25 protein-coding genes are annotated in these 24,999 nt (G+C 45.6%); 10 read left to right on the top strand and 15 right to left on the bottom strand.

The features are described 5' to 3' along the window. Positions 1 to 947, bottom strand: a 947-nt coding sequence (locus QUA62_RS23715) for a tetratricopeptide repeat protein (RefSeq protein ID WP_333407219.1), incomplete at its 3' end; no start/stop codon positions are given. Positions 948 to 1,267: 320 nt separating this feature from the next. Next, positions 1,268 to 1,549: a hypothetical protein gene (locus QUA62_RS23720; RefSeq protein WP_333407160.1), complete on the bottom strand. Its 282-nt coding sequence runs from the start codon at positions 1,547 to 1,549 to the stop codon at positions 1,268 to 1,270. Between the two features lie 421 nt (positions 1,550 to 1,970). Between QUA62_RS23720 and QUA62_RS23725 the strand changes: the two genes are divergently transcribed. The 5 genes from QUA62_RS23725 to QUA62_RS23745 all read left to right on the top strand — a co-directional run bounded on the left by QUA62_RS23725 (position 1,971) and on the right by QUA62_RS23745 (position 7,264). Then, the gene (locus QUA62_RS23725; protein ID WP_333407162.1) at positions 1,971 to 4,085 is read left to right on the top strand and encodes a tyrosine-type recombinase/integrase; all 2,115 of its coding nucleotides are present in this window, start codon (positions 1,971 to 1,973) and stop codon (positions 4,083 to 4,085) included. 182 nt (positions 4,086 to 4,267) lie between these two features. Then, the gene (locus tag QUA62_RS23730) at positions 4,268 to 4,951 is read left to right on the top strand and encodes a GIY-YIG nuclease family protein (RefSeq protein ID WP_333407164.1); all 684 of its coding nucleotides are present in this window, start codon (positions 4,268 to 4,270) and stop codon (positions 4,949 to 4,951) included. Further along, positions 4,924 to 5,493: a hypothetical protein gene (locus tag QUA62_RS23735; protein WP_333407166.1), complete on the top strand. Its 570-nt coding sequence runs from the start codon at positions 4,924 to 4,926 to the stop codon at positions 5,491 to 5,493. The genes QUA62_RS23730 and QUA62_RS23735 overlap by 28 nt, the downstream gene beginning before the upstream one ends. Positions 5,494 to 6,746: 1,253 nt before the next feature. Further along, a complete protein-coding gene (locus tag QUA62_RS23740) occupies positions 6,747 to 7,109 on the top strand; it encodes a hypothetical protein (protein WP_333407168.1) in 363 nt (120 codons plus the stop codon). 14 nt (positions 7,110 to 7,123) lie between these two features. Further along, positions 7,124 to 7,264, top strand: coding sequence for a hypothetical protein (locus QUA62_RS23745; protein WP_333407170.1), 141 nt, complete (start codon positions 7,124 to 7,126; stop codon positions 7,262 to 7,264). A 199-nt stretch (positions 7,265 to 7,463) separates the two neighbouring features. On the opposite strand, the gene QUA62_RS23750 is transcribed toward QUA62_RS23745, so the two are convergent. Next, complete coding sequence (locus QUA62_RS23750) at positions 7,464 to 8,285, bottom strand: hypothetical protein (protein ID WP_333407172.1); 822 nt, start codon at positions 8,283 to 8,285, stop codon at positions 7,464 to 7,466. A gap of 56 nt (positions 8,286 to 8,341) precedes the next feature. On the opposite strand from QUA62_RS23750, the gene QUA62_RS23755 reads away from it, so the two are divergent. Both QUA62_RS23755 and QUA62_RS23760 read left to right on the top strand, forming a co-directional pair. Beyond that, positions 8,342 to 8,707 carry a DUF4087 domain-containing protein gene (locus QUA62_RS23755; RefSeq protein ID WP_333407174.1) on the top strand — a complete coding sequence of 122 codons (366 nt, stop codon included), beginning with the start codon at positions 8,342 to 8,344 and terminating at the stop codon, positions 8,705 to 8,707. Between the two features lie 54 nt (positions 8,708 to 8,761). Further along, positions 8,762 to 8,863, top strand: coding sequence for a nuclease A inhibitor family protein (locus QUA62_RS23760; RefSeq protein ID WP_333407176.1), 102 nt, complete (start codon positions 8,762 to 8,764; stop codon positions 8,861 to 8,863). A gap of 96 nt (positions 8,864 to 8,959) precedes the next feature. Here QUA62_RS23760 and QUA62_RS23765 read toward each other — a convergent pair whose 3' ends face one another. Then, positions 8,960 to 9,412 carry a hypothetical protein gene (locus tag QUA62_RS23765; protein WP_333407178.1) on the bottom strand — a complete coding sequence of 151 codons (453 nt, stop codon included), beginning with the start codon at positions 9,410 to 9,412 and terminating at the stop codon, positions 8,960 to 8,962. A gap of 146 nt (positions 9,413 to 9,558) precedes the next feature. After that, positions 9,559 to 10,428, bottom strand: coding sequence for a DNA/RNA non-specific endonuclease (locus QUA62_RS23770; RefSeq protein ID WP_333407180.1), 870 nt, complete (start codon positions 10,426 to 10,428; stop codon positions 9,559 to 9,561). A gap of 310 nt (positions 10,429 to 10,738) precedes the next feature. On the opposite strand from QUA62_RS23770, the gene QUA62_RS23775 reads away from it, so the two are divergent. Together QUA62_RS23775 and QUA62_RS23780 are read left to right on the top strand one after the other, a co-directional pair. Continuing rightward, positions 10,739 to 11,122 carry a nuclease A inhibitor family protein gene (locus tag QUA62_RS23775; RefSeq protein WP_333407182.1) on the top strand — a complete coding sequence of 128 codons (384 nt, stop codon included), beginning with the start codon at positions 10,739 to 10,741 and terminating at the stop codon, positions 11,120 to 11,122. Positions 11,123 to 11,238: 116 nt separating this feature from the next. Continuing rightward, on the top strand, positions 11,239 to 11,466 hold the full coding sequence (locus tag QUA62_RS23780) for a nuclease A inhibitor family protein (protein WP_333407184.1): 228 nt from the start codon (positions 11,239 to 11,241) through the stop codon (positions 11,464 to 11,466). On the opposite strand, the gene QUA62_RS23785 is transcribed toward QUA62_RS23780, so the two are convergent. From QUA62_RS23785 to QUA62_RS23795, 3 genes are all read right to left on the bottom strand, one after another. Next, positions 11,427 to 17,246, bottom strand: coding sequence for a CHAT domain-containing protein (locus tag QUA62_RS23785; RefSeq protein WP_333407186.1), 5,820 nt, complete (start codon positions 17,244 to 17,246; stop codon positions 11,427 to 11,429). The two genes, QUA62_RS23780 and QUA62_RS23785, sit on opposite strands and share 40 nt — an antisense overlap. A gap of 155 nt (positions 17,247 to 17,401) precedes the next feature. Further along, complete coding sequence (locus QUA62_RS23790; protein WP_333407188.1) at positions 17,402 to 17,647, bottom strand: CopG family transcriptional regulator; 246 nt, start codon at positions 17,645 to 17,647, stop codon at positions 17,402 to 17,404. Continuing rightward, a complete protein-coding gene (locus tag QUA62_RS23795) occupies positions 17,644 to 18,255 on the bottom strand; it encodes a ParA family protein (protein WP_333407190.1) in 612 nt (203 codons plus the stop codon). Before QUA62_RS23795 ends, QUA62_RS23790 begins: the two co-directional genes overlap by 4 nt. Positions 18,256 to 18,308: 53 nt before the next feature. Here QUA62_RS23795 and QUA62_RS23800 point away from each other — a divergent pair, with 53 nt between their 5' ends. Continuing rightward, the gene (locus QUA62_RS23800; RefSeq protein WP_333407192.1) at positions 18,309 to 18,437 is read left to right on the top strand and encodes a hypothetical protein; all 129 of its coding nucleotides are present in this window, start codon (positions 18,309 to 18,311) and stop codon (positions 18,435 to 18,437) included. A gap of 19 nt (positions 18,438 to 18,456) precedes the next feature. On the opposite strand, the gene QUA62_RS23805 is transcribed toward QUA62_RS23800, so the two are convergent. The 7 genes from QUA62_RS23805 to QUA62_RS23830 form a co-directional block, all read right to left on the bottom strand. Continuing rightward, positions 18,457 to 19,206, bottom strand: coding sequence for an SDR family oxidoreductase (locus QUA62_RS23805; RefSeq protein WP_333407195.1), 750 nt, complete (start codon positions 19,204 to 19,206; stop codon positions 18,457 to 18,459). Then, on the bottom strand, positions 19,203 to 19,433 hold the full coding sequence (locus tag QUA62_RS23810; protein ID WP_333407197.1) for a hypothetical protein: 231 nt from the start codon (positions 19,431 to 19,433) through the stop codon (positions 19,203 to 19,205). Before QUA62_RS23810 ends, QUA62_RS23805 begins: the two co-directional genes overlap by 4 nt. A gap of 80 nt (positions 19,434 to 19,513) precedes the next feature. Continuing rightward, the gene (locus QUA62_RS29495) at positions 19,514 to 19,588 is read right to left on the bottom strand and encodes a hypothetical protein (RefSeq protein ID WP_445301708.1); all 75 of its coding nucleotides are present in this window, start codon (positions 19,586 to 19,588) and stop codon (positions 19,514 to 19,516) included. 65 nt (positions 19,589 to 19,653) lie between these two features. Beyond that, positions 19,654 to 19,815 carry a hypothetical protein gene (locus QUA62_RS23815; RefSeq protein WP_333407199.1) on the bottom strand — a complete coding sequence of 54 codons (162 nt, stop codon included), beginning with the start codon at positions 19,813 to 19,815 and terminating at the stop codon, positions 19,654 to 19,656. Positions 19,816 to 19,879: 64 nt separating this feature from the next. Further along, the gene (gene bla, locus QUA62_RS23820) at positions 19,880 to 20,845 is read right to left on the bottom strand and encodes a class A beta-lactamase, subclass A2 (RefSeq protein WP_333407201.1); all 966 of its coding nucleotides are present in this window, start codon (positions 20,843 to 20,845) and stop codon (positions 19,880 to 19,882) included. A gap of 240 nt (positions 20,846 to 21,085) precedes the next feature. Further along, the gene (locus QUA62_RS23825) at positions 21,086 to 21,769 is read right to left on the bottom strand and encodes a SprT family zinc-dependent metalloprotease (protein WP_333407203.1); all 684 of its coding nucleotides are present in this window, start codon (positions 21,767 to 21,769) and stop codon (positions 21,086 to 21,088) included. A 20-nt stretch (positions 21,770 to 21,789) separates the two neighbouring features. Continuing rightward, complete coding sequence (locus QUA62_RS23830; RefSeq protein WP_333407205.1) at positions 21,790 to 24,918, bottom strand: type I restriction endonuclease subunit R; 3,129 nt, start codon at positions 24,916 to 24,918, stop codon at positions 21,790 to 21,792. Positions 24,919 to 24,999 lie beyond the last annotated feature (81 nt).

The following is a 24,999-nucleotide window of genomic DNA, read 5'->3' on the forward strand; positions in this document are numbered from 1 at the left end:
GGAAGCGACTGGGTGTAATACTCTAGCGCTTTCTGTTGTTCTCCCAATTGTGAGTAGACACCGCCGATGTTGTTGAGGGTGAGAGCTTCCCCACGGCGATGGCCAGTTAACCGACTCAGGGGAAGCGACTGGGTGTAATACTCTAGCGCTTTCTGTTGTTCTCCCAATTGTGAGTAGACACCGCCGATGTTGTTGAGAGTGGCAGCTTCCCCCCCGCGATCGCCTACTGCCCGTCTCAGGGGAAGCGACTGGCTGTAATACTCTAGGGCTTTCTGTTGTTCTCCCAATTGTGAGTAGACTAAGCCGATGTTGTTGAGAGTGGCAGCTTCCCCACGGCGATCATCGGTTGCCCGACTCAGGGGAAGCGACTGATTGTAATACTCTAGGGCTTTCTGTTGTTCTCCCAAATCAGAGTAGAGACTGCCGATGTTGCTGAGGATAATAGCTTCCCCGCTGCGATCGCCGGTTGCCCGTTTCAATGGAAGCGACTGGCTGTAATACTCTAGGGCTTTCTGTTGTTCTCCCAAATCAGAGTAGACACGACCGATGTTGTTGAGGGTGTTCGCTTCCCTGCGGCGATCGCCTACTGCTCGAAACAGCCGAAGGGACTGGCTGTAATACTCTAGGGCTTTCTGTTTTTCTCCCAAATCAGAGTAGACACGACCGATGTTGTGGAAGCTGGAAGCTTCCCCACCGCGATCGCCCGCTTCTCGATACAGCTTTAAGGCTTCTTCCCACTTGACGATCGCACCTCTTTTCGCTTCCGCCGTTCCTTGCTTGTATAGTTGCAATCCCTGATTGGCTGCTTTATCACCAGCGTCGCTACTGCTAGTTTGTGCTGTTTGTACGACTTTACCAACTGGCACGGCTGCTGCCACTGGCTGACTTAACTGAACCGAAAGTGCGAGCGACATACCAGCCAAAAACAATTGAGCGCGATCGAACATAGCCACCCCTTTTGTATTTTTGTCAATCTTACTCACTAGCTCGCTTACTGTAAAGGCAGGAAGAAGTGAGGGAGATTGACCTTTTTCCTAAATAATTAAACTCATTCAAATGCCGATTTGACCGTGGTAAATGACAACTTGCCTCCTTCTTATGTAGCACAAACCAAAAATTGGTATTTCTCCATCTAAGACATGAAAGTGGTACAGCTTCAGCAAGATATAAGCAATATCTGACGCAGAGAGTCACACTTAATTGTTGTAGATTCAATATAACTGCTGAACACAAACAGATATCAATCATCTATATGAGTACACAAGTTTTACTCAACAGTTTTATCCTGATTTTTGCCAATAATTCTCTTTGCTTGTAGAGTCGTAATATTCCTCAACAACTGCTCAATAACTTCGCTGCGCGAATCTTCAACTATTAACGCTAAATCTGTGAGTTTTTTAATCGCAGTTGGAGTCAGAGTAAGGGATATTGGTTGCTTCTTTTCATCGTAAATAATTGGTACATTACGGCGGCATTGCTGCCCCGGATGCGCTGGCTTTATTGAATATTTAGGTCGCTCAGTTTTTTGCTTTTTTTTTGATTTAGTCATTTGCTACAATCCTTGCTATTAAACGTTTTGGTTTATAGGTATAAACTAAATTTGTATTTTTTTGAACTCACCAACGAGTCAAATCCTCTATATAACCACTTTTATTGGAAAGGTATTAAAAGCTATACTCCTTAATTTACATAAGTTTGGTTTATACGTATAAACAAGGTAAAAGTCGAGGTTATACAGCTATCTAACTTATTTATCTAACTTTTGCAAAAAAGTCTGTCTGTGGTTAAATCTCTAAAACCCAGTCACCAAGGGGATTTTTTCTGTTTTCATCCGAGAGAGTTAGTTCGCTCGTACACATATCTTCGCCATCCATACCAAAGTCAGACAGCCCCCAAAACGTCGATAAAGTTATATAATATATATAAGACTTTATCATCTACAAACCTTACGCCATAACACAGGAGTTCATATGGACAAACAAAAGCCACCAACAGGTCAAGACGCATCCTATAAAATTCTCCCTCATCGCGGTCATAGAATTATTACTAATTCTAACCCAATTCCCACTCCTGTGGATGAAAAAGAATTACCAGAAGCACCGCCCCAGAACTTACTAGAGTTCTGCCAGAGGTTTTTAAGGGAACTAGAGTCTAAATCTCCTAAGTACATCCCGATGAGCTACACGGTGATCACCCGTGTAATCGCTCCATATTTAGGTGGGCCAGTTCCTCAGAAGGAGCGAGTCAGCGAAGGGGAAAGGGCAAATGCGCTCTCTTTCCTCAAACAACGACCGATTTCCGATCTAAAAATTGTGTTGCAAAATGCGGAACATTTCTTTGACGAGCAAGGTTGGAAAGAAGCTAACAAGCGAAAACAGTTCAAGTTTCACCTGAATAATATGGTAAAATTTGCCACTTCGCGAAAGTGGCTCCAATCCGATCCGGAAAACCCTGAACTTATTTACCGCTTTAAGGAAGGACACGGCAGTAGGATTCGTGAGGATATGAAAGATTTCCGTGCCGGACTGCGAAAATCTAGCGAAACTGTATTCCTTGGATATTTTGACTCAGATTTTGTCGCTATTCCTAAAAAGCAAGTTGCCAAAATTTGGCTGGATTGGCGATTGGTTTTATCTCGGGTTGGTTTATCTATGCTCCAGGTTGCTTTTGCTCAGGTGGAGCCAAATTGGTATTTAGCCAATCCCGAATTTGACCGAGAAATTATGGAATTCGCTGAGTTCATGGAGAAAAAGCTAAAACTTAAGCACCCAACAGTGGAAGCAGACGTACAACACGTCTTTCGATTACTTGGCTGGATGTATCGGAAGAGTGAAAAGGAACTCAGTTTATCAGAGGTGAGGCTAGCCAAAGTTGTGCCTTTTATTCAAATGAAGTTCAAGCTTACCGAGTGCAGTAACGAGCCAAATAGGGAACCTCACATGGTAAGGATGTACAGAGAAGGAATGGCCCAGGAGACATCTGAGGAACTGGGTAAAGAAGCTGGTGACTTAATCGAGGGATACGTGGAGTGGGGAAATTTGAGTCATGCGTCGGTAGTTCAGAACTACAACGCCATTATTAACCTTGCCAAATTCACTTATTATCGTCAGGTCAGCTCAGAGGATTTGAAGAGTCGAGATACTTTTGATAAAATTCCCTTAATTAATGTTCTCAAGGCTCGTCGTCGCATTCATGAAAGAGAGACTCGAACCCAAGCTAAAACAACAACTGAGAAGCTCTCTCTAGTGGTTCCTTATCCTAAAATTATAGAGGTTTTAGAAAAAGCTCGCTTTGAAGCAACTCTTGAGGTGAAACATTATCAACGAAGTAACCGTTACAGAGGTGGACGGCCTCAAATCGACAAAATTCCTCGGATGGATACAGGGATTGCTCGGTCTTTTCAGAGATTTATTATTATTGCTCTGATGCTTTCTTGTCCTCCGCGACGACCCAAGGAATATTATGAGGCAGAAATCGGTAAAAGTTTGCTCAAGGGCGGATTTCAAGATGGGTCATTTGTCTCAGTAGAAAAGATGAAAAACCCTAATGAGGCTGAGTATTATCTGTATCCTGAAGACTACAAGACCATGAAAACCTACGGAGAACTTGCCATTCCTCTAAGCAATTTCACTTTTCCCGATGACACCAAATTTTATGACTATCTTGAAATGTGGATTAATAAGTGGCGTAAGATTTTGGTTAAAGAGCAGAAACATAATTTTCTGTTTCTCCAAGATAAAAATGGCAAACTTCTGAATTCATCAACTTTTGGAAAAAAAGTTAAACAGATTTTTTGGCGATTTGCCGAAATTTCTATGTCTCCTCACAAGTTGCGTCACTCGTTTGAAACTTACAGTCAAGAGATTGGTCTATCAGACGCCGAAAAACAAGCTTCAGTTTTAGCAATGGGACACAGCCTTGAAACTAAAAGGAAACACTACGATTTACGCGAGAAGAGGAAAATTATGCAACCAGCTCTCGATTTTAACCAGCGCATGGTTGAAAAAGGACTCAGGAGCTTTGACCAAAGCAAATTGTTTGAAGGGATGATTGATATTGATGATGAGGACGACGACGAAGAATAATTTATTAGCCCCAAGCATCGCTTGGGGCTTTTTTGTTGGCTTCATTTTTGGACTTCAATCCTATAACTGTAGTGACCTGCAATCAAAACTTTTGTGAGCCAGGATTATTTGCAACTATAATTATGCTTCAGCCAGGATTAAGTGCAACTGAGACTGCAATCATTAGTTTCAGCCAGGATTAAGTGCAACTGAATGATGTCCAAGTAATGAAACTGGTTGCGCTCGTACGATATGTTGCCTTTGATTTATTTACCGGGTTTCGTTATTCTATTAAGCATACATTTTACAGCAGCGATCGTCCAACAATCTTAAAATCTGTGCAGCAACTCGAACTTTTTCCGCAACCCAAACCCAGCTCCGCTAAATCTCCTCAACTAACGATGAGTTCCGAGGCTTTGTATTCTTGGAAACAGCGCATTTTTGAACACCAACAATCTGAAAGTGCGCCACAGCCGCGACAGGGAAGCCTATTCGAGCTAGCAGTAAATCCTTGTGAACCCCACGATATAGACCCGTTTGCCCTGCAATTGCACAATCTCTCATTTTGTGAGAAACCCGATTGGGGCGATCGTACTTGCCTCTATTTTGTCATCGACAACGCACACCCCTTGCTCCTCTACGTCGGAGAAACAGACCGCACTCCCAAGCAACGATGGATGAGCCACGATTGTCATAAGTACATTGGCAACTACATCGAATTACATCGGCGTTATTCCCTGGATGTGAGTGTAGCCATAGCATTTTGGTACGGAGCGCCAGCTAACCGCAAACAGCGGCTGCAACTGGAGTCCGAGCTTATCTACAAGTGGCGATCGGCTTTTAATAAGGAGTGCTGGCAGTGGTGGGGACAGCCTTTTGGGAAGTAAAACTGCTGGAATTTGGTATTTTAAAGTTAGAAATCATAGAGGAACAATCAGCCATCCCCGAATCAAATATGGATCGATTTGAATTTCAGCTAGCCATGCTGCAAAAAGGAGCAGAGGAACTAGAGAAAAAAATAGCTAATTTCAGTACAATTTTGCAGCAGGTAAAAACGGCAGCAATTACCCTTTGGGTAGCGTTAATTGGTTGGGTGTTTGCCAGCAAAATAAATGCGTTAGCACCGTTGGGATACGTTATAATTTTGGGTTTTTGGTTTTTAGAAGCTACCTATTGGAGGGTGCAATTTTATTATATGCAAAGAGCCGCTGCCGTTACCGAATTCTTGAATAATGAAAGGGCTTTAGAGGAAAGTTTTAATACCCGTTCTATACCGGAAGGTCTAGTTTACCCGCTCGGTTCTTTGAAAATACTGAAAATGCCTTCTTTAGGTCGAGCTATGTGCGCTCCATCAATCTATATTTTTTATACCTTTTTGTTGGCTGTTAATTCGGTCGTTTGGTTGATAAGTCTTAAAACAGCTCTTTAAATCTCGCAAGATACCCTCTGCTGTCCTTCTCCACCTTATACCAACTTACTCAAGATAGTATTATTAGACCCTGCGAACTGGAGAATTAAGAAATAGGCTAAATCCCGGTTAATAACCGTAAATGTAGTAGAGGTTGGCAGCAATGCTGCCAAGCAGATCGCACCAGTGCTGTTTCCGCATTTCAAATTTTAGCAAACTGAAATTCTAAGGCTCCCATCCTCATAAAAACCGGATATAGGTAAATGCGATTGAAAGGTATCAGTAAAACAGTGGGGGATTGTTCCAATTCACAGAGATTGTTGAATAACTAAACAGTCCTTGAAAAAAGCGCAATTTCTGGCTGTTTGCATAAGCCCTCTAGAGCATTTCGAGAAAATCCATGAAAAACATTGTTTATCGATATTCACTCTTGTGTAGCCTAGGACTTCTAACCTTCGTGCCACTAACGGGAATACTCTCCCCAGGTAGCAGTAGCAGCCAGCTTTCCCCATCAGTTGGTCAAATTCAAGTTTCACGTAAACCTGCTTCCAGTACAAAGCAATACAAGAATTCGACGTATGGTGTTAGCTTGAGCTACCCCAGTAACTGGGGACGTAGCAAGGGCTATGAAGATCGAGAACGCTTCAGTGGTGCTGATGGATTTTTTCTCCTATCGGCGTTGTCGTCACCGTCGCCGTCAACGATTCAAAATGTTTGTAATGATGCACTGAATCATAGACTAAATCCCTATGGTACTCGTCCCCAGGTGCAGAGGTTACAAATTCAGGGTCGCCCAGCGTGTTTAATTTTGCCTTCCTCGGATCAAGATCCGGCTATGGAAAGAATAGCAACGCTCATTGTCCGCTATCCCACACCGATTCGCCTGAATGGGGCAAACTACAATCACCTAACGTTGTCTGCGAACAAGGAACACATTCGCCAGATTACTAACGGGCTAAGATTTACAATACCAAGCCGATAGTATAGCAACCGCTTTCGTCGGTTAGGGCATAAAGTGAAAGTGTAAAGAGCCTCAATTGCGGTGCGATCCAAAAACCTATCTTCAAAGTTGCGCTCTCAAACAGTTCGCTCAGTGGTTTGATTCATTTTTATTTATGACCGGAGGCAAAAGTTGTAGATATTACTCAACAAAATCGACGCACCATACTTAATTTCTGTAAACCCAATGCTTAGTAGAGATTGAGTTGGTGCCAAATTTTTTCCAAGTCGCTGTGTGATTGCATAATATTTGGTATACGCATCTCCATCGACCAATGAAAAAATATCTCAACCTCGCCACCACCCTCATCGCATCACTCAAGCCCAAATCCAAAATACCCATAATCGACACTTATGGTCAATCCACGCTTAACCAAGACGAGCAGCAAGCTCTCATGGAATGGCTCTTTGCTAGTTTGATGAGCGCTGGGTACTTCGGCAAAACTCACCTGATTTGGGATGATGGCAAAGACAGAGAGGGGGAGATATTCACGGCATTGATGAGAAACGAGCCGATATTCCTGTATCGCCAAGGAGCGCGACCTACCCCAACGGTTGAAGGATATGGCTGGCGGCTAATTGGCGAACATCCGAGTTTGCGGGTGTATGAGTTGCAGGTGGAAGTTGAAGGAGATTGAGGGCGATCGATATCGTGACCGACGAAGAAAGTTGCCAAGGTTGCCGTGACGTAACTAAACACCAAAACTTACCCAGCGTCATCACCACAGGCAATTTTAGGAGTTTTAGGATTCCCAGAGCGATCGCCTCCAAGCCCGCTGTCGCAAAGCAGTAATCAGGTATGCCACCTTTGTAAAATCTGGTTCATTCTACAATCGAGCTGGACAGCAGCTTATCCCCCAATCTCACAAAACTTCAAAGCGATTGATTGCACTTGAAGTGTAGGTTGACGGTAAGTTTTAACATTATTTTCTAAAAGTGGTATTACTTCATTTATGATTCCCTAGAAGCAGAGAAGCGAACGTGGCGATTCCTTATTGTTTCATCATCTTGAACGTGCCGCGATTGTCATCGACATCCACAAAGTCTCCGGTAATTAAGCGCTCATTATCCAGCCTGCCACTGAGGACAGCGCGATAGGAAGAGTTCGGCATTAGTTGAGCAATTTGTGCGATGGTAATTACAGGTCTGCCTCTTCCTGGAAACTCGTACACAGCGAATTGAAAAAGGCTGTCATTATTGGCTGGAATAATATAGCTTCCAATTAATTGCTCCTCATTTAATTCAATTTGAATTCGATAGGTAGTGGTGGCAAAACTAACTTTGTAATCCCAAAAACCTACCAGCTTTTCTACTGTAGAAGCCGTAGAGATGGAAGCATTTAGTTGATAATCCCCACAGTAGTTGATGAGCGATGTACCCTCTAGTTCAGGCGGTAGAGAGTGGAGGCGTCTCCACAGCGCCCAATAGCTCGGATTGACTGCACACCCGATATCCGTGCAGTGATGTTGGTGGGAGGTGTGGAATCGGCAGGTTGAACAGTTGGAGAGCATAATAATAAAGTCGGCACCATTGTCTATTCTAGGAGTTGCACTATCGCGAGCACCTCCAAACCCGCTGTAGCAACGCAGCAATCTGCTATGCCACTCTCGTACACCTTGGCTTATTGTCCAATAGTACAGGCTCAAGCTGATGAAGAGGCGCTGTATGCTTGACAAAGTGTGGGAGATTAGGGGCGCTATTCTGCTCTGACCTTCGTTACTCCCCCGCCCATAAGCAGCAGTTCCGGGAATTCCAACTTTTCTCGCAATCCAACAAGTAGGGACTGCGGGATTGAGCTGTTGCTTCACCTGCATTAATCAATGCTGATGAACTTGCTATAATTGGGTAAAAATTACCTAAACTTAAATTTATGAAGAAAAACTTGTTAATATCCGTTATTATCTCCTCTCTTTTTATCGTTGCCCTTCCTGCTAAAGCAGTTGAAAGTAGGTGTGGATGGTTGCTAGTTCCTACACCAGGTAATAGGTACTTAATTGACAAAGATGGTACTTGGACTATTGGAGCGCAAGGTGGATACCAAGCCAAAGGAATAGAAAACATTCCCCATTCTGATGGCAAGGAAGTTGTGCGAACTAACGGCAATTATGGATATACTTGTGCTTGTTTAAATGTTACAGTCAATACCAATTCAAGGAGAATTAGCGAAATTCGGGGGGGCGAATCATTGCCACTCTCAACCTGTCGCGAAGATCCGAACCTGCCAAAAAGTCCTTAGTTCCAGCCAACACCAACTGTACAATCACAGTAAAGCTGAGGAACTACTGCCATCATGACCGACTCGATCGCTACCCAACTCCAACAAGCTTCCAAAAACTTGCTTTCCCTCAGCGAGTCTGACGCTCCCTGGGAGGTAATTACCCGGCTGACATAGGGAGAACTAACTTAAGTAAAGTTGCCGCAACTAACGAATCATCGACCCGACTTTCTACATCGCGCCACTGCTTTTTTCCCAACTGGAATCCTTATATCACTTTGACTCTACACAGAAGCCTTGAGAAGCAACCTGGTCTACGAATGCTTCTTCTAGGTTGGCAATTCTACGCTCATCTGGCTCATCAGGGTTGGGTTGAGCTTGGGGTGGCTGATAAGTTCCTTCTTTAATTGCATTACAGACCTGATTCGCTTTGCCAATTAGAGCATCCGGGTCAGACTGCTCCAAAATCTCCTTTCCTGCGGGATGGCTTTGGACTTTTGCATAAAAATTCTGAAGAAATTGAGCCTTTCGCTCTGCCGGCGACAGGACACGAGGTTTCTGAATGGTACGACCACACATTTTTCCCAAATCAACGATCCGCTGATCAGGCATTACTACATAACAAAGCAGATCGATATCTTCTGCCTGAACCCGATCAGCGAGTCCTCCACTTACTAACAATCCTACACACAATATTACAGCTTTCACTTGGTATATAAACTTCATTGTAGTTTCCATCACAGACATTAATTATATAAAACTATCCCTCAAGGCGGACTTAGGGGAGAGTGACTGCTCATGCAACAGTGAAGACCCGGTAGAGATCGAGACAAAGGTTAACCCTGAATATTTTTCTACCAGGTCAAGAAGATTTACTGGTTATCTACCCTGGCTTCAATCACGCTTTGAGTGGTTGAAGATACGGCTGATAAGAAGTTATACCCTGTTCTCTGCTCTAAAGTGTCTACACTTATTCGATAATTCTGCCAAAGAGCAGTGCGAACACCTTGTGTATTGGGGATGTCAACCGCGATAACTCTGGTTGATGTGTTTACTCCACTAACACCTGAGCCTGGATTATCCAACACAACAATTACTTTCCAGGTTCTCGCCGGAACTGTAATCGAATAACTACTATTGGTTGCTGCTGGAAAAGAACACTTGCTGCCATTGCTCCCAGTGCCACAACTTCCATAGCCACCAGAAATGATGTACAGTTCTTTTCCCTGCGAAACCAGAGTACGCGCGTAGCTCTCCAGATTTGCCCAAACTCCCTGATTGTTATCTGGGGCTTGAGGAATCATATTGGTCATCAAGAATGTCGATGAGTTGCTGGATACCGTGTTGGTACGATCGGCAGAAGGGGTCATGTGACCACGATCAAAGCCACTGCCAGAGTAATCACTCCCCGACACTCGGTAGAAGGTGCTGGGTAAAGTTGTGTCAGCTCTGAAATCATCTTGGCGGGGAGTAGACCCCAACCACGAATTATTCAACTGCCAGCTTACCCAATTGGGAGTGCGCGTATTGTTATTGTATGAGAGAGCATACTGAGATTTGACCAGTAGATAGTTAGTGGGGTAACTGGTGCTAGTGACGGCGTTGCTGGGATTGCCCATTGTCAGGTGTGCACTGACTGAAGATTGAGATTGAGCAACTTTAGAAGAAAAGATAAAAGGAAGTGCAGAAATACTGGCAGCAGCAATTAAGCTAACCGACTTTAACCATCTTAGAGAGCGCATAGAATATTCCCTGATTGTGTAATTGGGTAATAAATTGAACAAAAAATGACCCAAGGCGCATTATCAGGTGTCCCGAATAGGAAGTAAAGATAACAGGAACACATTCGTCAATTATTTTGTAGATTTATAGAGCCATCCTCGGAACCCTGATATTCCTCAGTTTTTGTTGTAATGCTTCACAGAAGCCTTGGATAGGAAGCCACATCATACCAAACTCAACCATTGCTGTTTACTTAAACCTGCTCGTTGGGTAGCAGTTAGATGCAATTTGGAATATAGTTCATGATATAAACGCAACTACTGTTACCGTATGACTGTTACTGAAACCTTGACTCAATCCAGCCAGGGGCTGCTCATGCCAAGTGAATCGGAGTATCCTTTTGAGGTATTTATCTGGAAAGACGTAGAATTGACTCAAGAAAAAATCTTGGAGTTAACCAATTACCCTCCCGCAACGTCGATCGAGCAAGTTGACCTGGACTATTTCTTTCGCAATGTCGCTACCGAAAAAGACTGGCACGATAAGATCCAAAAAGAAAATGTTGCAAAGTTTAAAAATCTGCTTCAGGTTATCAAAGACAATTTAGCCGAGATCCGGGTCTACCGAATTGGCACTATCGAGGTAAGTGTCTATATTGTGGGTAAGACCAATGATGGAGTTGCTGGACTGACAACCAAAGTAATCGAAACTTAAGCAAATTTTGACTTTAAAAATTCCTGGAAGTCGAACCTCGGTTATCCTGCTATCCCTGCTTTTAGGACAAAATCTTCAGTCCTAGGTGTAGGGTGAAATTCGAGAGGGGTATCACTATGCTAGGAGTGTTTAGGGTTAACGACTTCTTTGCGATCATTGCCACTCAAGAACAGGATTGGCACGAGGAAGAAGAACGGGAAACAGTCAAGCGGTTCCAGAACTTAGTGAGCGTGTTGAAGCAAAACCTCTCGCAGTTGCAGGTTTACCGAGTGGGCAGTATCGACCTACCCACGCAGGGGCGGACTCAATTCCATTCTCCTTGCAGCCCAAAAGCGGCCCAATAATAAGGAGATTGCCATTCTGGAAGCTGTAGCACTTCGATTTGCGCCGCTCGCAGTGCCGCAGCAGGCGCCAATTTATCCTGGAGCATTTTTTTGTAAAATCGTGTCATCAGCTCAGAAGTTACTTGATCCTCAACACTCCACAGAGAAACCACCACGCGCGGCGCGCCCGCATACATAAACCCTCTCGTCAAACCGACCAACCCTTCTCCTTTAATGTCTTTTCCCATACCCGTCTGACACGCGCTCAGCACCACCAATTCGGCCGGTAAATTGAGATTGAAAATATCATTTAGTCGCAAGTAGCCATTTTGTAAAGTGCCTTTCTCATCAACCAAAGATAACACCAATCCCGATAATTCTGGATGTCTGCTATTAGCAAATCCGTGCGTAGCGAAATGAACAATGCGATATTGAGATAAATCGGAACTGGTTGCCGTGGTACGATTAGCCGTAAAGTCAAACGCTTGTTTTTCCAAATCATCGGGAACCATAGCCAGGATTTGCTCAGCTTCAGTTCGCGATAAAGGTAGGCGAGTCCAATAAACGTTAGCCTCTGATGCAGATCTCTGTAATTGTTGCGCTTCTACGGGCAGATTTTCAACAGTTTGATTCTTGGTTGCAGGCGATATACTTGTGCCTTTGAGCCGTTCGTCGTCCGGGCTAAAAACAGGATCTGCAAACAAGGCGATCGCCTTTGGAGCCGGTTGACGAGTCGCCATATCCCGCCGCAGAATAGCTAAAGTTGAGGCAGAAGGCAGATTAACAATTTCATGCGTAACTATTAGCGGGGCTTCAGATTTTTCCAGAGTAAGAGCGCCAAAAGGGATGTATTGCAAAGCGCCATCCGCAACAATTAGCAAGCGCTTGTTGCCCAACTCAGAAGCAACTGGAGCGAGGATCATTTGGCTTATAAGTGCAGCAGATTCGGCAACCATTTGAGGAGAGGTTCTCGTGGTATCTTTGGTTAAAGTATCGCGGAAATTCTTAGCCGTAGCTTCAATCTCGGTGCGAGAAGGAAGTTCGTAACTGGTGAAAGAAGTTTTCGTCACCGCCCACAAATAACTGCGCTCCTCACCCAAAGAATATTCTAAAAGTAGCGTTTTGTCATCGATTACCTGTTGTTGAATTTGTTGCAAGTTGAGAGGTTCGGGATATTTGAGAGCAGCGTAACGAGGACTGCTGGCGCGAATTTTAGCTTCTATTTGAGCGAGCTCCTTGAGAACTGTGTCGATTTTTTGTTGAATTTCATCCCGAGCTTCTTGCGTAGATTGAGCGCTGACAATTTGGTATTTGCGAGTCTGAAAATCACTAAGTTGTTGTTGCAAATTTTGTTCTTGTGCTAGCAGTTGCGGGTCAACACCTTGGCGAATATTTGCGCTAGCTTCGCTAAGGAGTTCAAGCAGACTGCGGGCACGGGCACGTTCGCTAGCATGAAAGGCTTGTGCGTCGTACCCTTTATCGGGATTTTTCCGGTGCTGTTGCATCAACAAATCGATGTAAAATTGGTAATAATCTTGGTTGCGGGCAAAGTAAGACTGGCGCAGTTCTTGGCTACCGATTTGAGTGCGGAGGTTTTCAATAATATTAATTGCGGTTTCGATTTCGGTTTGGGCAACTGTGAGGTTATTTTGTTGGCGGTTTAAGATGGCAAGATTGTAAATGATGTGCGCTTCTTCTGTTTTGTAACCGAGTTGTTGGGATAGAGATAAGGCTTGGTTGTAGTTTTCAAGGGCGGTAGAATTCTGACCTAAAGCAGCTTGTATTTTCCCCATTTGATTGAGGACTGTGGTTTCTTTTACTTGGTCGTTTAAGTGTCGGGAGATGTTCAGGGCTTGGTTGTAGGCATTCAGGGCCGTTGACCATTCTTTTGAAGCGATGTAGGTGCTACCAATGCCAGTTAAGGCAGTAGCTTCTGCTGCTAAATTACCTGCGGGTCTGGAGATGACTAGGGCTTTGTTGTAGGAGTCTAGGGCATTTTTCCAGTTTCCTGTAGCAGCGTGAATATCACCAATATTGTTGAGGGTGTTGGCGACTGCCGCTTGGTCATTTAATTGATAAAACAGGGGCAAAGCTTGGTTATAGTAATTCAGGGCGCTTTTCGGGTCGGCTAAATCGGTGTAGAGTTGACCAAAACTGTTGATAATAGCGGCTTCTTCGGCTTTGGCACCGGCTTGTTTTGATAAGGGTAATGCTTGATTGTAAGAGTCTAGGGCAGATTGAAATTGTCCGAAATTGGCGTAAATTTTACCCATTGAAAGGAGAGTGAGTGCAGCTTGGGCAGAGTTTCGATCCGCGCGATAGAGTGCGAGGGCTTCTTCTAACTTTTGAAGTGCGAGTTGTCTAGATTCGATGGTTCCTTGGCTGGAAAGTTGATTCCCCTTGATAAATGCTACTTCAGCAGCAGAAACTTTTATTCCAACTGATAAGTCCCACAGGCGAGCAGTTCTATCGTCACTAGCAGTGAGAATTTGGCTACCATCGGGGCTAAATATTGCACTGTTGACCCCTTCCTCATGTCCCCGGAATATGGCTAAAAGATTACCTTTGGTATCCCACAGACGGACGGTTTTATCAACACCAGAAGTAATGATTTGCCGGCCATCGGGACTAAATACGGTACTGTTGACTCTAAAATTATGCCGCTGGAATTCGGCTTTGAGATTACCTTTGGTATCCCACAGGCGAGCGGTTCCATCCCCACCGGCAGTGAGGATTTGACTACCATCGGGGCTAAATACGGCCCTGTAGTCCGGACTCCAGCCTATATCTACATTCTCCCTACCCCGGAACTCGGCCAAGAGATTGCCTTTAGTATCCCACAAACGAGCAGTTGCATAAGGATACCTACTATCAGTCAGAATTTGGCGACCATTGGGACTAAATTTGGCACTGTCGATAAATCCCTCATGCCCCCGGAACACAGCCAGGAGATTGCCTTTGGTATCCCATAGACGGGCGGTTTTATCTAAACTGGCGGTGAGGATTTGGCGACCATCGGGACTAAATACTGCACTGTTGACCTTTCTTTCATGTCCTTGGAATATAGCCAGGAGATTGCCTTTTGTATCCCACAACCGAGCGGTTTTATCTATACTAGCGGTGAGAATTTGACGACCATCCGGGCTAAATACTGCACTGTCGATTCTATGCTCACGCCCCTGAAACTCGGTTAGGAGATTGCCTTTGTTATCCCACAGGCGAACGGTTTCATCGGTAGCGGTGAGGATTTGGCGACCATCGGGACTAAATTCTGCACTCTCGACCGCATTCTCATCCCCTGGCAACTCAGCTAAGAGATTGCCTTTGGTATGCCAGAGGCGGACGGTTGTACCGGTGGTGGTGAGAATTTGGCGACCATCGGGGCTAAAGACTGCACTCTCGACTCGATACTTATCGTCCCGTAACTCTGCCAGTTGAGCGTTATTTTTAGACACGCTTTCCTGAAAGGTTTCTCTGGCAGCTATTTGCTCGGCTTGGGCAGCAATTGCTACTGACAAATCCCACAGACGGGCGGTGCCATCAGAACTAGCGGTGAGAATTTGACGACCATCGGGGCTAAATACGGCACTTCGGACACCTCTTTCTATGTCATGCCCTCGCAACGCAGCCAGGAGATTGCCTTTGGTATCCCAAACTCGCGCAGTTCCATCATAGCTAGCGGTGAGGATTTGACTAGCATCGGGACTAAATACGGCACTGGTAACTCCTTTCTCATGCCCCCGAAACTCTGCCAATAGATTGCCTTTGATATCCCACAGGCGGACGTTGTTTATATCTCTAGTGAGGATTTGGCTCCCGTCGGGACTAAATATGGCTCTTTCGATCCGCTCCTTATGCCCCCGGAACTCGACTAGGACATTGCCTTTGATATCCCACAGGCGGGCTGTTTCATCACTACTGGCAGTAAGGATTTGGCGACCATCGGGGCTAAATATGGCTCTTCTGAGCGAACTCCCTTGGAACTCGACTAGGACATTGCCTTTGATATCCCACAGGCGGGCGGTTCCATCTAAGCTGACGGTGAGGATTTGGCTGCCATCCGGACTGAATACCGCACTATAGACTATCCACCCCATTCCCATTTCCTTAGGCCCCCAGAACTTAACGAGGAGGTTGCCTTTGGTATCCCACAGGCTGATGGGATAAGCTGAATCGGTGGGGAGGATTTGGCTACCATCGGGGCTAAATACGGCGCTGGTGACAGCCTCACCAACCCCCCGCAACACAGCGAGCGCATTGCCTTTGGTATCCCACAAACGGGTGGTTCCATCATAAGCAGTGGTGAGGATTTGGCGACCATCGGGGCTAAATATTGCTGTGCTAACACCATCCTCATGCCCCTGGAACTCGGTTAAGAGATTGCCTTTGGTATCCCACAGACGGGCTTTTTTATCTAAACTAGCGGTGAGGATTTGCCTGCCATCGGGACTAAATACGGCACTGGTGACAGAACTATTGTGTCCTCCAAATATTGCCAGTTGAGCGTTATTTTTGGACACGCCTTCCTGAAAGGTTTCCCTGGCAGCTATTTGCTCGGATTGGGCAGCAATCGCGGCTGAAACGTCCCACAGGCGGGCGATTTTATCCCAACTGCGGGTGAGGATTTGCCTGCCATCGGGACTAAATACTGCCCCCACGCTATTGTTATGCCCCCGCAACTCGGTTAGCAGCTTGCCTTTGGTATCCCAAATTTGAGCGCTGCCATCCCTACTACTGGTAAGGATTTGGCGACCATCGGGGCTAAATCCTGCTACACTCTCGACAGAACTCCAGTCGGAATCTCCATGCTGGCCAAACGCAGTCAGGACATTACCTTTGGTATCCCAAATGCGGGCGGTTCCATCTATACTAGCAGTGAGGATTTGGCGACCATCGGGGCTAAATATTGCACTTTCGACATGATTTTCATGCCCCTGGAACTCGGTTAGGAGATTACCGTTGGTATCCCACAGGCGGGCAGTTTTATCCTGGCTGGCGGTCAGAAAATGCCTGCCATCGGGACTAAATACTCCACTGAGGATAGGCTCCCCATGCGCCTGGAATTCTTTGAGAAGATTACCTTTGATATCCCACAACCGGGCGGTTCCATCCCAACTAAGGGTGAGGATTTGGCGACCATCGGGGCTAAATACGGCTTTTACTAAGCCTACTGATCCGCTACTTCTGTCACTTTTGATCTGGAACTCTGCTTTGAGATTGCCTTTGGTATCCCACAAACGGAGTTTATTCGACCAGCCGGCTGGATCCGCAAGCATATTAACGGTGAGGATTTGGCTACCATCGGGGCTAAATACGGCACTTCTACTTCTACTAACAGACTGATCGTCAGACGCCCCGAACTCGGTTAGGAGATTGCCTTGGATATCCCACAGGCGGGCGGTTTTATCCTCACTGGTGGTGAGAATTTGGCTGCCATCGGGACTAAATACTGCAGCGAAGACTAATTTCTCATGCCCCCGGAACACAGTCAGGAGATTACCTTTGATATCCCACAAGCGGGCGGTTTTATCTGTACTAGCGGTGAGGATTTTCCGACCATCGGGGCTAAATACGGCACTGGTAAGCCTATCCTCATGCCCCAGAAACATGGCGAGTTGCCCGCCAAATGCTTGCACGGGTTGCTGCGTTGCTGATGGGTTGGGTTTTTCCGTTGTCGGTGACTGAGATGGTGTGGCAATCCTGGGTTGGCCGCTGATGGGGATGCTGTAGGTGGTAGCGAATACAACTCCCATCACCAAAGGGAGACAGCGATGCACTTTTCGGTATTTATCTGGCAGCATAATTGTTTCTTGGGAGAGTTAAGAATTGGGAGAGGGGGGGCAACTGAACCTTTCTCTATCGAATCCGTAAAAGCCAAAAGCTATAGTCCCTTGCGGAATTCCGTACTTTTACTTGTTAGATGTTCAAATGTTTAAACATTTAAACATCTAAATGTTTAAAAGCTGTCGTCGGGATTGAACTGCTGGAGATATTGAGCCACCGACAGTTCCACCAGGGAGCTCATTTCCTGGCCGGACTGCGCTGCTGCGGATTTTAGTTGGCGGTGCAGAATTTTGGGCAGATAAACGGTTGTGCGAACAAAGTTGGGGTCTTTGCTTTTGGATAGCGCCACACTGGGTGAAAGGTCGGGTTCACCAGGCTTGAGTTTCTTTGCTTTCAGTAAATCATCAAAGCGGCTCATGGCAGTATCTCCTTTCCAACAGCGGTATAACACCCCCAAGCAGCTTTAGCATAAGGGTCTTTGATAGCGTTTACGGGAACTCCGGCGAGGGCAGCTTTTTGAAATACCGCCAGCCTCCTGATATCAAACTTGAAAATGGGCAATCCCGCTTTTTCGATGGTTGCCCTAGATTCAGCCCCGACTTTACTCGGAGCGGGTGGGATGACTGTCAGTAGGATACGGTAATTCGACTTGAGCGAATAGAGAGCTTCCACCATTTGCAGCATAGCGCTCAGGGCCATAGCATCGGGAGAGCTGGGCAATATTAGCAAATCGCACCCTTCTGCTAGAGTTTTCAGGTCTTCTGGGGTAGGTCGTGCAGGCGTATCGATGACGATATGTTCGTAATCCCTGGCATATCGCACACCTTGCTTTTCATCGACCACTTTGAACGGGAGGGAACCGCGAGCAGCCCAATCTAAGGCACTGCGGTTGAGGTCGCCATCTACCAACAACGCGGGTGCTTTGGTCTGCAAGTAAGCCGCTAAGTGCAGCGCTGTGGTAGTCTTTCCGACTCCGCCTTTAAATGAGGCGATTGTCACAATCATAGGTAAGCCTGTTGAGTCCATCAACCAGATTTTACAATTTAAACATCTGAATGTCTAGATGATTGAATGTTTGGATGATTGAGTTTATAGAAAAAGCCATCCATATTCTCTACGCTCAGGAGTGCAGCCAGAGCGATCGAATCTTTTTCCCAAATCTCCAGTACGTTTGCACTTTAAAAGAAGTAGCGCGCTTGGAAGATTAGCGACCACTTTTAGAGCGCTTCAAATCTGTGCCATACCGCCATCAACAAACAGCTCGATGCCGTTGACAAAGCTGCTGTCGTCACAAGCGAGAAAAACAACGGCTTTGGCAATCTCATCGGGCGTGCCGACTCTTCCCAGAGGGATGGCGCTGACAAAGCTGGCTATGAATTCCTGTCTCTGCTCATCACTCAGTCCCAGGAGATCGTGAGCAGGAGTAGGAACAACGCCAGGACTAATGACGTTAACCCGGATTTTGCGCTCTTTGAGATCGAGAATCCAATTACGAGCAAACGAGCGCACGGCGGCTTTGGTAGCGCTGTAAACACTGAAGGCTGGGGTGCCTACCGTAGTGCTCTGAGAGGCGTTCAGGATGATGGAAGCGCCTAGGGGCAACAGAGGCAGTGCCTTCTGCACGGTGAACAGCAGACCTTTGACGTTAGTGTTGAACATTTTGTCAAAGTGTTCTTCGGTGATTGCTCCGAGTGGGAGGAGTTCTCCACCGCCAGCATTAGCGAAGATCACATCAAGATGTCCTTGTTTTTGCTCGATAGTGGCGAACAGGCGATCGAGGTCTGCCAGATTGGAGACATCGCTCTGAACACCCGTGACGTTTTCACCGATCTCTTTGACGGCAGCATCCAGTAGAGTTTGGCGACGACCCGTGATGAAGACATAGGCACCTTCGGCGACAAAGCGCTTGGCAGTCGCAAGACCGATGCCGCTAGTGCCGCCAGTGACAAGAGCGACTTTTCCTTCTAGTTTTTTCATTTTGGATAAGTCCTGTGGTATTGCACTCGCTGCTTACAACTTGAAAACAGCATATTTAACTCTTCGGTCATTGTGGGATGAGCCAAAACTCCATCGCGCAGAACGATGTGCGGCATCTGAGCTTGCATCACCATCTGCACCGTCAAAATCACTTCACCTGCTTCATGACACAAGAGCGAGCATCCGAGAATCCGACCTGTTTCAGTATCCACGAGTGCGTTCATCATTCCATCGGTTTGACCCTCTGTTTCCGCTCGCGTAATGTCTGCGGCATCCAGCTTGCTACTCGGATGGCATAATAATACCCTTATTGCTGTGCTTCGGTTTCGGTCAGACCTACATGAGCCAGTTCTGGATCGGTGAAAAGACAGGATGCAACCATCAATCAAGTTCGCTTTGACAATCCGATAATCGTCGAGTACCACATAGGTGTATTACATAGGTGTATTACGGCGCCCATTGATATCGCCTAACGCCCAGATATTCGTTACGTTCGTCTCCCGGCACTTGTTGGCTGGGAATGAATGCGCGTGCATCCGTTGCCACACCCTCCGCGATCGATGGCAACGCGCAAATGCAAACATTGAAGTTCCATTGGACTATCGGCATCTTGAATCTGATGTTTAGTTGCACTGCCAGAGCGATCGCCCCTTAACACCTTCACATTCAGCAACTATTTGCTCCATTCGTCCCATGCTGCCTTCGCCACTTTTGCGATGACTTCTTCGCGTACCGCATCGTTTGCCCCAGAATCTGAAACAAAAACAGCGATCGCCATGTGTTGTCCATTAGGAAGCGTTACAAGTCCAACATCATTGGTTGCAGCCGTCACTCCATTTACAGTAGACGAAGTACCAGTTTTGTGCGCCACAATTGTCCCATTAGGCAACAGCCCTTTAATGCGCTTTGCACCTGTAGTTGTCTCTGTCATCAATTGCAGCAATAAAGCTTGACTAGATTTTGAAAGCCCTTTTCCCTCATGAAAGGCGCGCAACAAAACGACGGCGGCATCAGGTGTCGCATAGTTACGATACTGCACTGCTGTGTCTTGCCCGAGTTCCTTCTCCGTGTTAGCAACAACGATATTGTTGATGCCAAGACCGCGCAAATACTCCGTGACAATCATTGGCTCGCCGACTTGTCGTAACAGCACATCAGAAGCCGTATTATCACTTTCAGAAACCGTGTACTTTAATAGTTCAGCCAGACTGAATTCTATTCCCTGCGATTTCTCGTCGAGAATCCGACTACCCTGGAGGACATCGCTGGCTTCAACACGAATTTTCTGGTCTAGCTTCAGTTTTCCTTGGTCTACTTGAGCCAGAACAGCCATTGCAATAGGAAACTTGTAAACGCTTTGCATCGGAAATTGCTGATTTCCATTCAGAGTGACTGACTCTCCGGTTTCTAGCACTGTGGCTGTCACCCCAACGCGCCCTTGAGCTGCTTGAGAAATTTGTTCGATTTGATGGCGTAATTCATTTGTGCGATCGGCGTTGGATATTGTGATACCGCTCGGTGTACTTGTCTCCTTGTTGGGGGTGTCTTCTGTATTACTGGAGTTAACGCTTGTGCAACCAAGAGTCAGTAAAAACAAGCAAAAGGTGTAAAGGCAAGCTTTTTTAATCGCTGGAATCATGTCAATAGTTCTCGGTTAGGGTTAAGCCGTATTAAGGATAGAATAAGTTAGGGCTTAGATTTTAATTCCTGTACCTCTGTGCGTTGGCTTTATAGTTTCCTAAAAACCCGCCGTAGATTTCTGGAACACCTTCACTCTTGTTTGAGAGAACGGGTAGGAGTTTGGCGTCTATATGACCAAATGTAAAATTTTGTGTGCGACTCCCTTAAAATAACGGTCGCTGTATTTGCTATTATTTATCTAAAAGTCTTCTTCTAGCGTATTACCGTTATCGCGTAACCAGTTTTTTGCAATTTGATAATTGGGGACTTGGACGGCGACTATATTCCAAAATATGGATGTGTGATTACTTTCTAGCAGATGGGCTAATTCGTGAACAATCACATAATTTATGACAAACATGGGGGCTTTAATCAGTCGCCAGTTGAAATTTAGGTTGTTCTTAGACGTGCAGGAACCCCAATGATATTTGCTATCTGTGATTTTTGCTAGATTGAATTCTACACCCATACGTACTGCATAAATTTGAACGCGAGGTAAAATCTGTTCTTTAGCTTTTTGGATGTACCAGTTCTTAAAAACCTCACCGCGCTGTTTTGCTTGTGCTTTAGGTACTAAAAATCGATTACTAACAAATTGAATTTCCTCATTACTATCTGATAGTTCCAGTTGATAATTACGCCCCAAATAAGGCAAAGACTCACCATTAACTAATTCTTTTCCTGGGGGAGAGAGAGGCGGATGATACTTTTGTTCGTGGTGGGTTTTTTCATAAAGCCATAGTTTTCGTGATTCTATAACTTCCTGAATTTTTTCGAGGTCTGTGCCAGTGGGTGCTTTAACAACAATAGAGCGATCTCGCTCAACAGTAATAGTTAGCTTTTTGCGTTTAGGAGAATATACAATCTCGTAGTCAAGTTTCATTTTAGTTTAGTCAGCCTAGTTTAGTCAGCGTATAAAATGGTATCATTATTTTTCTTAGCTAATTCCATTATTCGCGAAATAATCCGTTTGCGATTTTGAACTATGTTAGGTAATTTTATAAAGTCAGGTGATAAGAGGATTTTCTGAATTTCAGATTGGAGTTTATTAGAGGCGGGAATACTTTCCCAAAAACCAGTTAGTTGCAATTCTTGTTCGATTACCATGAACACTTGTTGAGTCAGTGCCACGTTCTGGGCAACCCGAGCTTCATCTAGTTCTGTATCACCAAAACATTCAGTTTTGAACATCCGAAAAAAAGGCATTTGTTTTTTCTTGTGCAATCCATAAGTAGGCTCGTTTTCGGCATTTTTAATGCGCTGACGTAGTTTTTCTAACTCTGCGTAGATTGTCTGCCAGTTGTCTTTGAATTGTTCGAGGATTTCTGCAAGGGCTGCGGCAAAAGAGGCTTGTAGCTCGGGGTCATCATCTAGTTCGGTATCGATGTGGTGACGAATAGCGTGTTCGACAACCGCAACTTTGGTTTTAGTACGATCGCGCTTGCTGACTTCACGCTCAAAGTTATCATCTAAAATAGAAATCGGCTTAATTTTGAGATCGATACCTTGGGAAATTAGGTAAGCATCGGTAATTGCTCGTAGTTTGGCGGGAATGCCTTTCATACTAAGGCGAGAATCGCGAAAGTGATTGCTAGCTTGCACGTTAATGTTAGTTAAGGCCTGATAGTCAGACATATAGCGCAGGGCTTCTTTAGCCGGGAAAACTAAGTTAAGACTGCGAGTAAATTCTTTGAATGCTAGAATAAACTTAAAGCGAATGTCTTCATCATAAAAGAGATCGAAAAAGGCATCAACATCGCTCAAGTCAGTGAGTTTCTTTTGAGCAAGCATTTCCATAATCGCCCGATGGTTTGCTTCTAACTGGCGAATTTCTGCTTCGGGAAAACTGAAGGTGTCTTCGACTTCCTTTTGTTCGCGTTCGTCGTAGTTATCCAGTGCTTTCTTGAGGTGATGCCCAATGCCAACATAATCTACAACAAAGCCTTTTTCTTTATCGGCACCACCGACACGGTTAACACGGGCGATCGCCTGTAACAAACTATGAGCTTGGATAACTTTATCGAGATACATCACCTGTTCGATAGGGGCATCAAAGCCTGTTAGTAGCATATTATTAACAATGACAATGCCGATTTCACCCGTAATACCACTATCTTCGCTATCAAAGGGTAGTTTAAAGCTTTTGATCGTAGTCTTGTGTTTGGAAGAGTTAGAGTATGCCTTGAGGTGCGGTAGATCGTTGTTATTACCAGAAATAACTACATCAGTCTTGAGTTTTTTGAGGCGTTCGAGGTTGAGATTATGGGGGTTAGATTGCTCTAATTGAGTAATAGTATCGGCTAGGGCAAGATCGAGGTGGGTTTTATAGCGCACGGCGGCTTCGCGAGAGGTGGCTACGACTTGGGCTTTGTAACCATTAGGAAAAATTGATTGCAGATAATGGGTAATGATATCCTCGGCTTTTGTAGCTATGGTTGATTCAGCTTCTAAGTAAGCATCGCGGGAACCATAGCCCAAAATTTGAAGGCGCTCGGTAAGGTTATATTCGCTAAAGACATCTTCAAAGGCGCTGTCCATACCTGATTGGTCTGGTATTTCGGCGTTATGAGTACGGCCTTCGTAAACTATCTCTAAAGTGACTTTATCGGCAATTGATTGGCGCATGGTGTAACTGTCGATGTAATCGCCAAAGACACGCACAGTTTTGTCGATGGGGGTTCCGGTGTAGCCGATGCGAGAGGCGTTGGGGATAGCTTTGTCGAGATTGGCTCCCAGGAGGCTGTATTGCGATCGGTGTGCCTCGTCGGTCATTACCAGAATGTTGGTGCTGGGGTTGAGTTCGGGGAAAGTTTCCTGTAGATCACGCTCTTGGAATTTATGGATCATCGCCATAACGAGATCCGAGGAGTCGCTACGCAGAAGTTCCTTAAGTTTGGCAATACTGTCGGCGGCTTTGACCGTGAAACCGATATTTAGACCAGTTTCTGCCAATTGTTGCTCTAACTGGGTGCGATCGGTGATAAATACCACTTTCCACTGGGAGAGGTTGGGATGGCAGTACATGGCTCGTACCATAAACATCATGGTGAGGGACTTGCCTGAGCCTTGGGTATGCCAAATGATGCCGCTACGCGATCGCGGGGTTGTGCCTTCTAGGAGGCGCTGCACGGCTTTTTTGACGGCGCGAAACTGTTGATAGCGCCCTACAATTTTGATGGTTTCGCCTTTGTCGTTAACGGAGAAGAGGGTGAAATTGCGGATGATTTCTAGCAGGTTATTATGGTCAAGCATTCCTGCAACGAGACGCTGCTGATCGTTGGGGCTACTGGCTCCGCGCTCTAGGTCTTCCAGGGTGCGAGGGTAAGGATCGGCCCAGCGATAAAAGTATTTTTCGGTGTGGGTGGAAATGGTGCCAAATTTGGCTTCGTTACGACAGGTGGCGATGATGAATTGATTATAGAAAAACAGGGGAGCGCTACCTTCTCCCTTGGCTCCGCGCTGTTCGCTGTAACGCATGAGTTGGTCTATTGCTTCGGGAATCGCGTCTTGTACTTTTTGCGATTTGCATTCAATGACGACGATGGGTAAGCCGTTGAGAAATAGGACAATATCGGGAATGATGTGGTGTTCTGTGCCGAGAATGCGGATTTTGAATTGGCAAATAGCGATAAAGGAGTTATTGCTGGTATGAGCAAAGTCTACAAATTTGACGGTGGGGCTTTTTTCGCCTGTTTTGCGGTTTTCGGAGACGCTGGTATTTTCTTGGAGTAGGGTGAAGAGATGGCGGTTATTTTCGAGGAGGTTATTGCTGGGGAAGTTGGCGGTAAGTTGTTTGATGACTTCTTCGATTTGGTCAGTTTCGAGCCAAGGGTTAATGATTTGCAGTTGTTGGCGCAAAATTGGCAAAATTACAACTTCGGTAAAACTGGCCCGATCGCTATCTTGGGGTTCCTGGTGTTTGTGGAGGTCACGTACTTCCCAGCCTAAGCCCTGTAATTGATCGAGCAATGGCTTTTCGACGTGGTTGCGTTCATCAAGTTTGATAGCGGTTGGGGTTTTATCTGGTTGCATAGGGTTCCTGGAGTAAATTGAGTGGCTGTGTGTACCAAATGACGTGTAAGTATTGCCAGTTGGGGATTTTTTCATCAAGGG

Origin of the sequence: Microcoleus sp. MON1_C1, assembly GCF_036701945.1 — a bacterium.
Lineage (GTDB): Bacteria > Cyanobacteriota > Cyanobacteriia > Cyanobacteriales > Microcoleaceae > Microcoleus.

Bases quoted from the DNA above. Each gene is read 5' to 3' on its own strand.
- QUA62_RS23790 (WP_333407188.1), bottom strand. From the start codon at position 17,647: ATGAGCCGCTTTGATGATTTACTGAAAGCAAAGAAACTCAAGCCTGGT.
- QUA62_RS23755 (WP_333407174.1), top strand. From the start codon at position 8,342: ATGAAGAAAAACTTGTTAATATCCGTTATTATCTCCTCTCTTTTTATC.
- QUA62_RS23795 (WP_333407190.1), bottom strand. From the start codon at position 18,255: ATGGACTCAACAGGCTTACCTATGATTGTGACAATCGCCTCATTTAAA.
- QUA62_RS23825 (WP_333407203.1), bottom strand. From the start codon at position 21,769: ATGAAACTTGACTACGAGATTGTATATTCTCCTAAACGCAAAAAGCTA.
- QUA62_RS23815 (WP_333407199.1), bottom strand. From the start codon at position 19,815: ATGCCGATAGTCCAATGGAACTTCAATGTTTGCATTTGCGCGTTGCCA.
- QUA62_RS23770 (WP_333407180.1), bottom strand. From the start codon at position 10,428: ATGCGCTCTCTAAGATGGTTAAAGTCGGTTAGCTTAATTGCTGCTGCC.
- QUA62_RS23810 (WP_333407197.1), bottom strand. From the start codon at position 19,433: ATGATGAACGCACTCGTGGATACTGAAACAGGTCGGATTCTCGGATGC.
- QUA62_RS23765 (WP_333407178.1), bottom strand. From the start codon at position 9,412: ATGAAGTTTATATACCAAGTGAAAGCTGTAATATTGTGTGTAGGATTG.
- QUA62_RS23720 (WP_333407160.1), bottom strand. From the start codon at position 1,549: ATGACTAAATCAAAAAAAAAGCAAAAAACTGAGCGACCTAAATATTCA.
- QUA62_RS23800 (WP_333407192.1), top strand. From the start codon at position 18,309: ATGATTGAGTTTATAGAAAAAGCCATCCATATTCTCTACGCTCAGGAG.
- QUA62_RS23805 (WP_333407195.1), bottom strand. From the start codon at position 19,206: ATGAAAAAACTAGAAGGAAAAGTCGCTCTTGTCACTGGCGGCACTAGC.
- QUA62_RS23740 (WP_333407168.1), top strand. From the start codon at position 6,747: ATGAAAAAATATCTCAACCTCGCCACCACCCTCATCGCATCACTCAAG.
- QUA62_RS23830 (WP_333407205.1), bottom strand. From the start codon at position 24,918: ATGCAACCAGATAAAACCCCAACCGCTATCAAACTTGATGAACGCAAC.
- QUA62_RS23725 (WP_333407162.1), top strand. From the start codon at position 1,971: ATGGACAAACAAAAGCCACCAACAGGTCAAGACGCATCCTATAAAATT.
- QUA62_RS23780 (WP_333407184.1), top strand. From the start codon at position 11,239: ATGCTAGGAGTGTTTAGGGTTAACGACTTCTTTGCGATCATTGCCACT.
- QUA62_RS23775 (WP_333407182.1), top strand. From the start codon at position 10,739: ATGACTGTTACTGAAACCTTGACTCAATCCAGCCAGGGGCTGCTCATG.
- bla (WP_333407201.1), bottom strand. From the start codon at position 20,845: ATGATTCCAGCGATTAAAAAAGCTTGCCTTTACACCTTTTGCTTGTTT.
- QUA62_RS23760 (WP_333407176.1), top strand. From the start codon at position 8,762: ATGACCGACTCGATCGCTACCCAACTCCAACAAGCTTCCAAAAACTTG.
- QUA62_RS23785 (WP_333407186.1), bottom strand. From the start codon at position 17,246: ATGCTGCCAGATAAATACCGAAAAGTGCATCGCTGTCTCCCTTTGGTG.
- QUA62_RS23750 (WP_333407172.1), bottom strand. From the start codon at position 8,285: ATGCAGGTGAAGCAACAGCTCAATCCCGCAGTCCCTACTTGTTGGATT.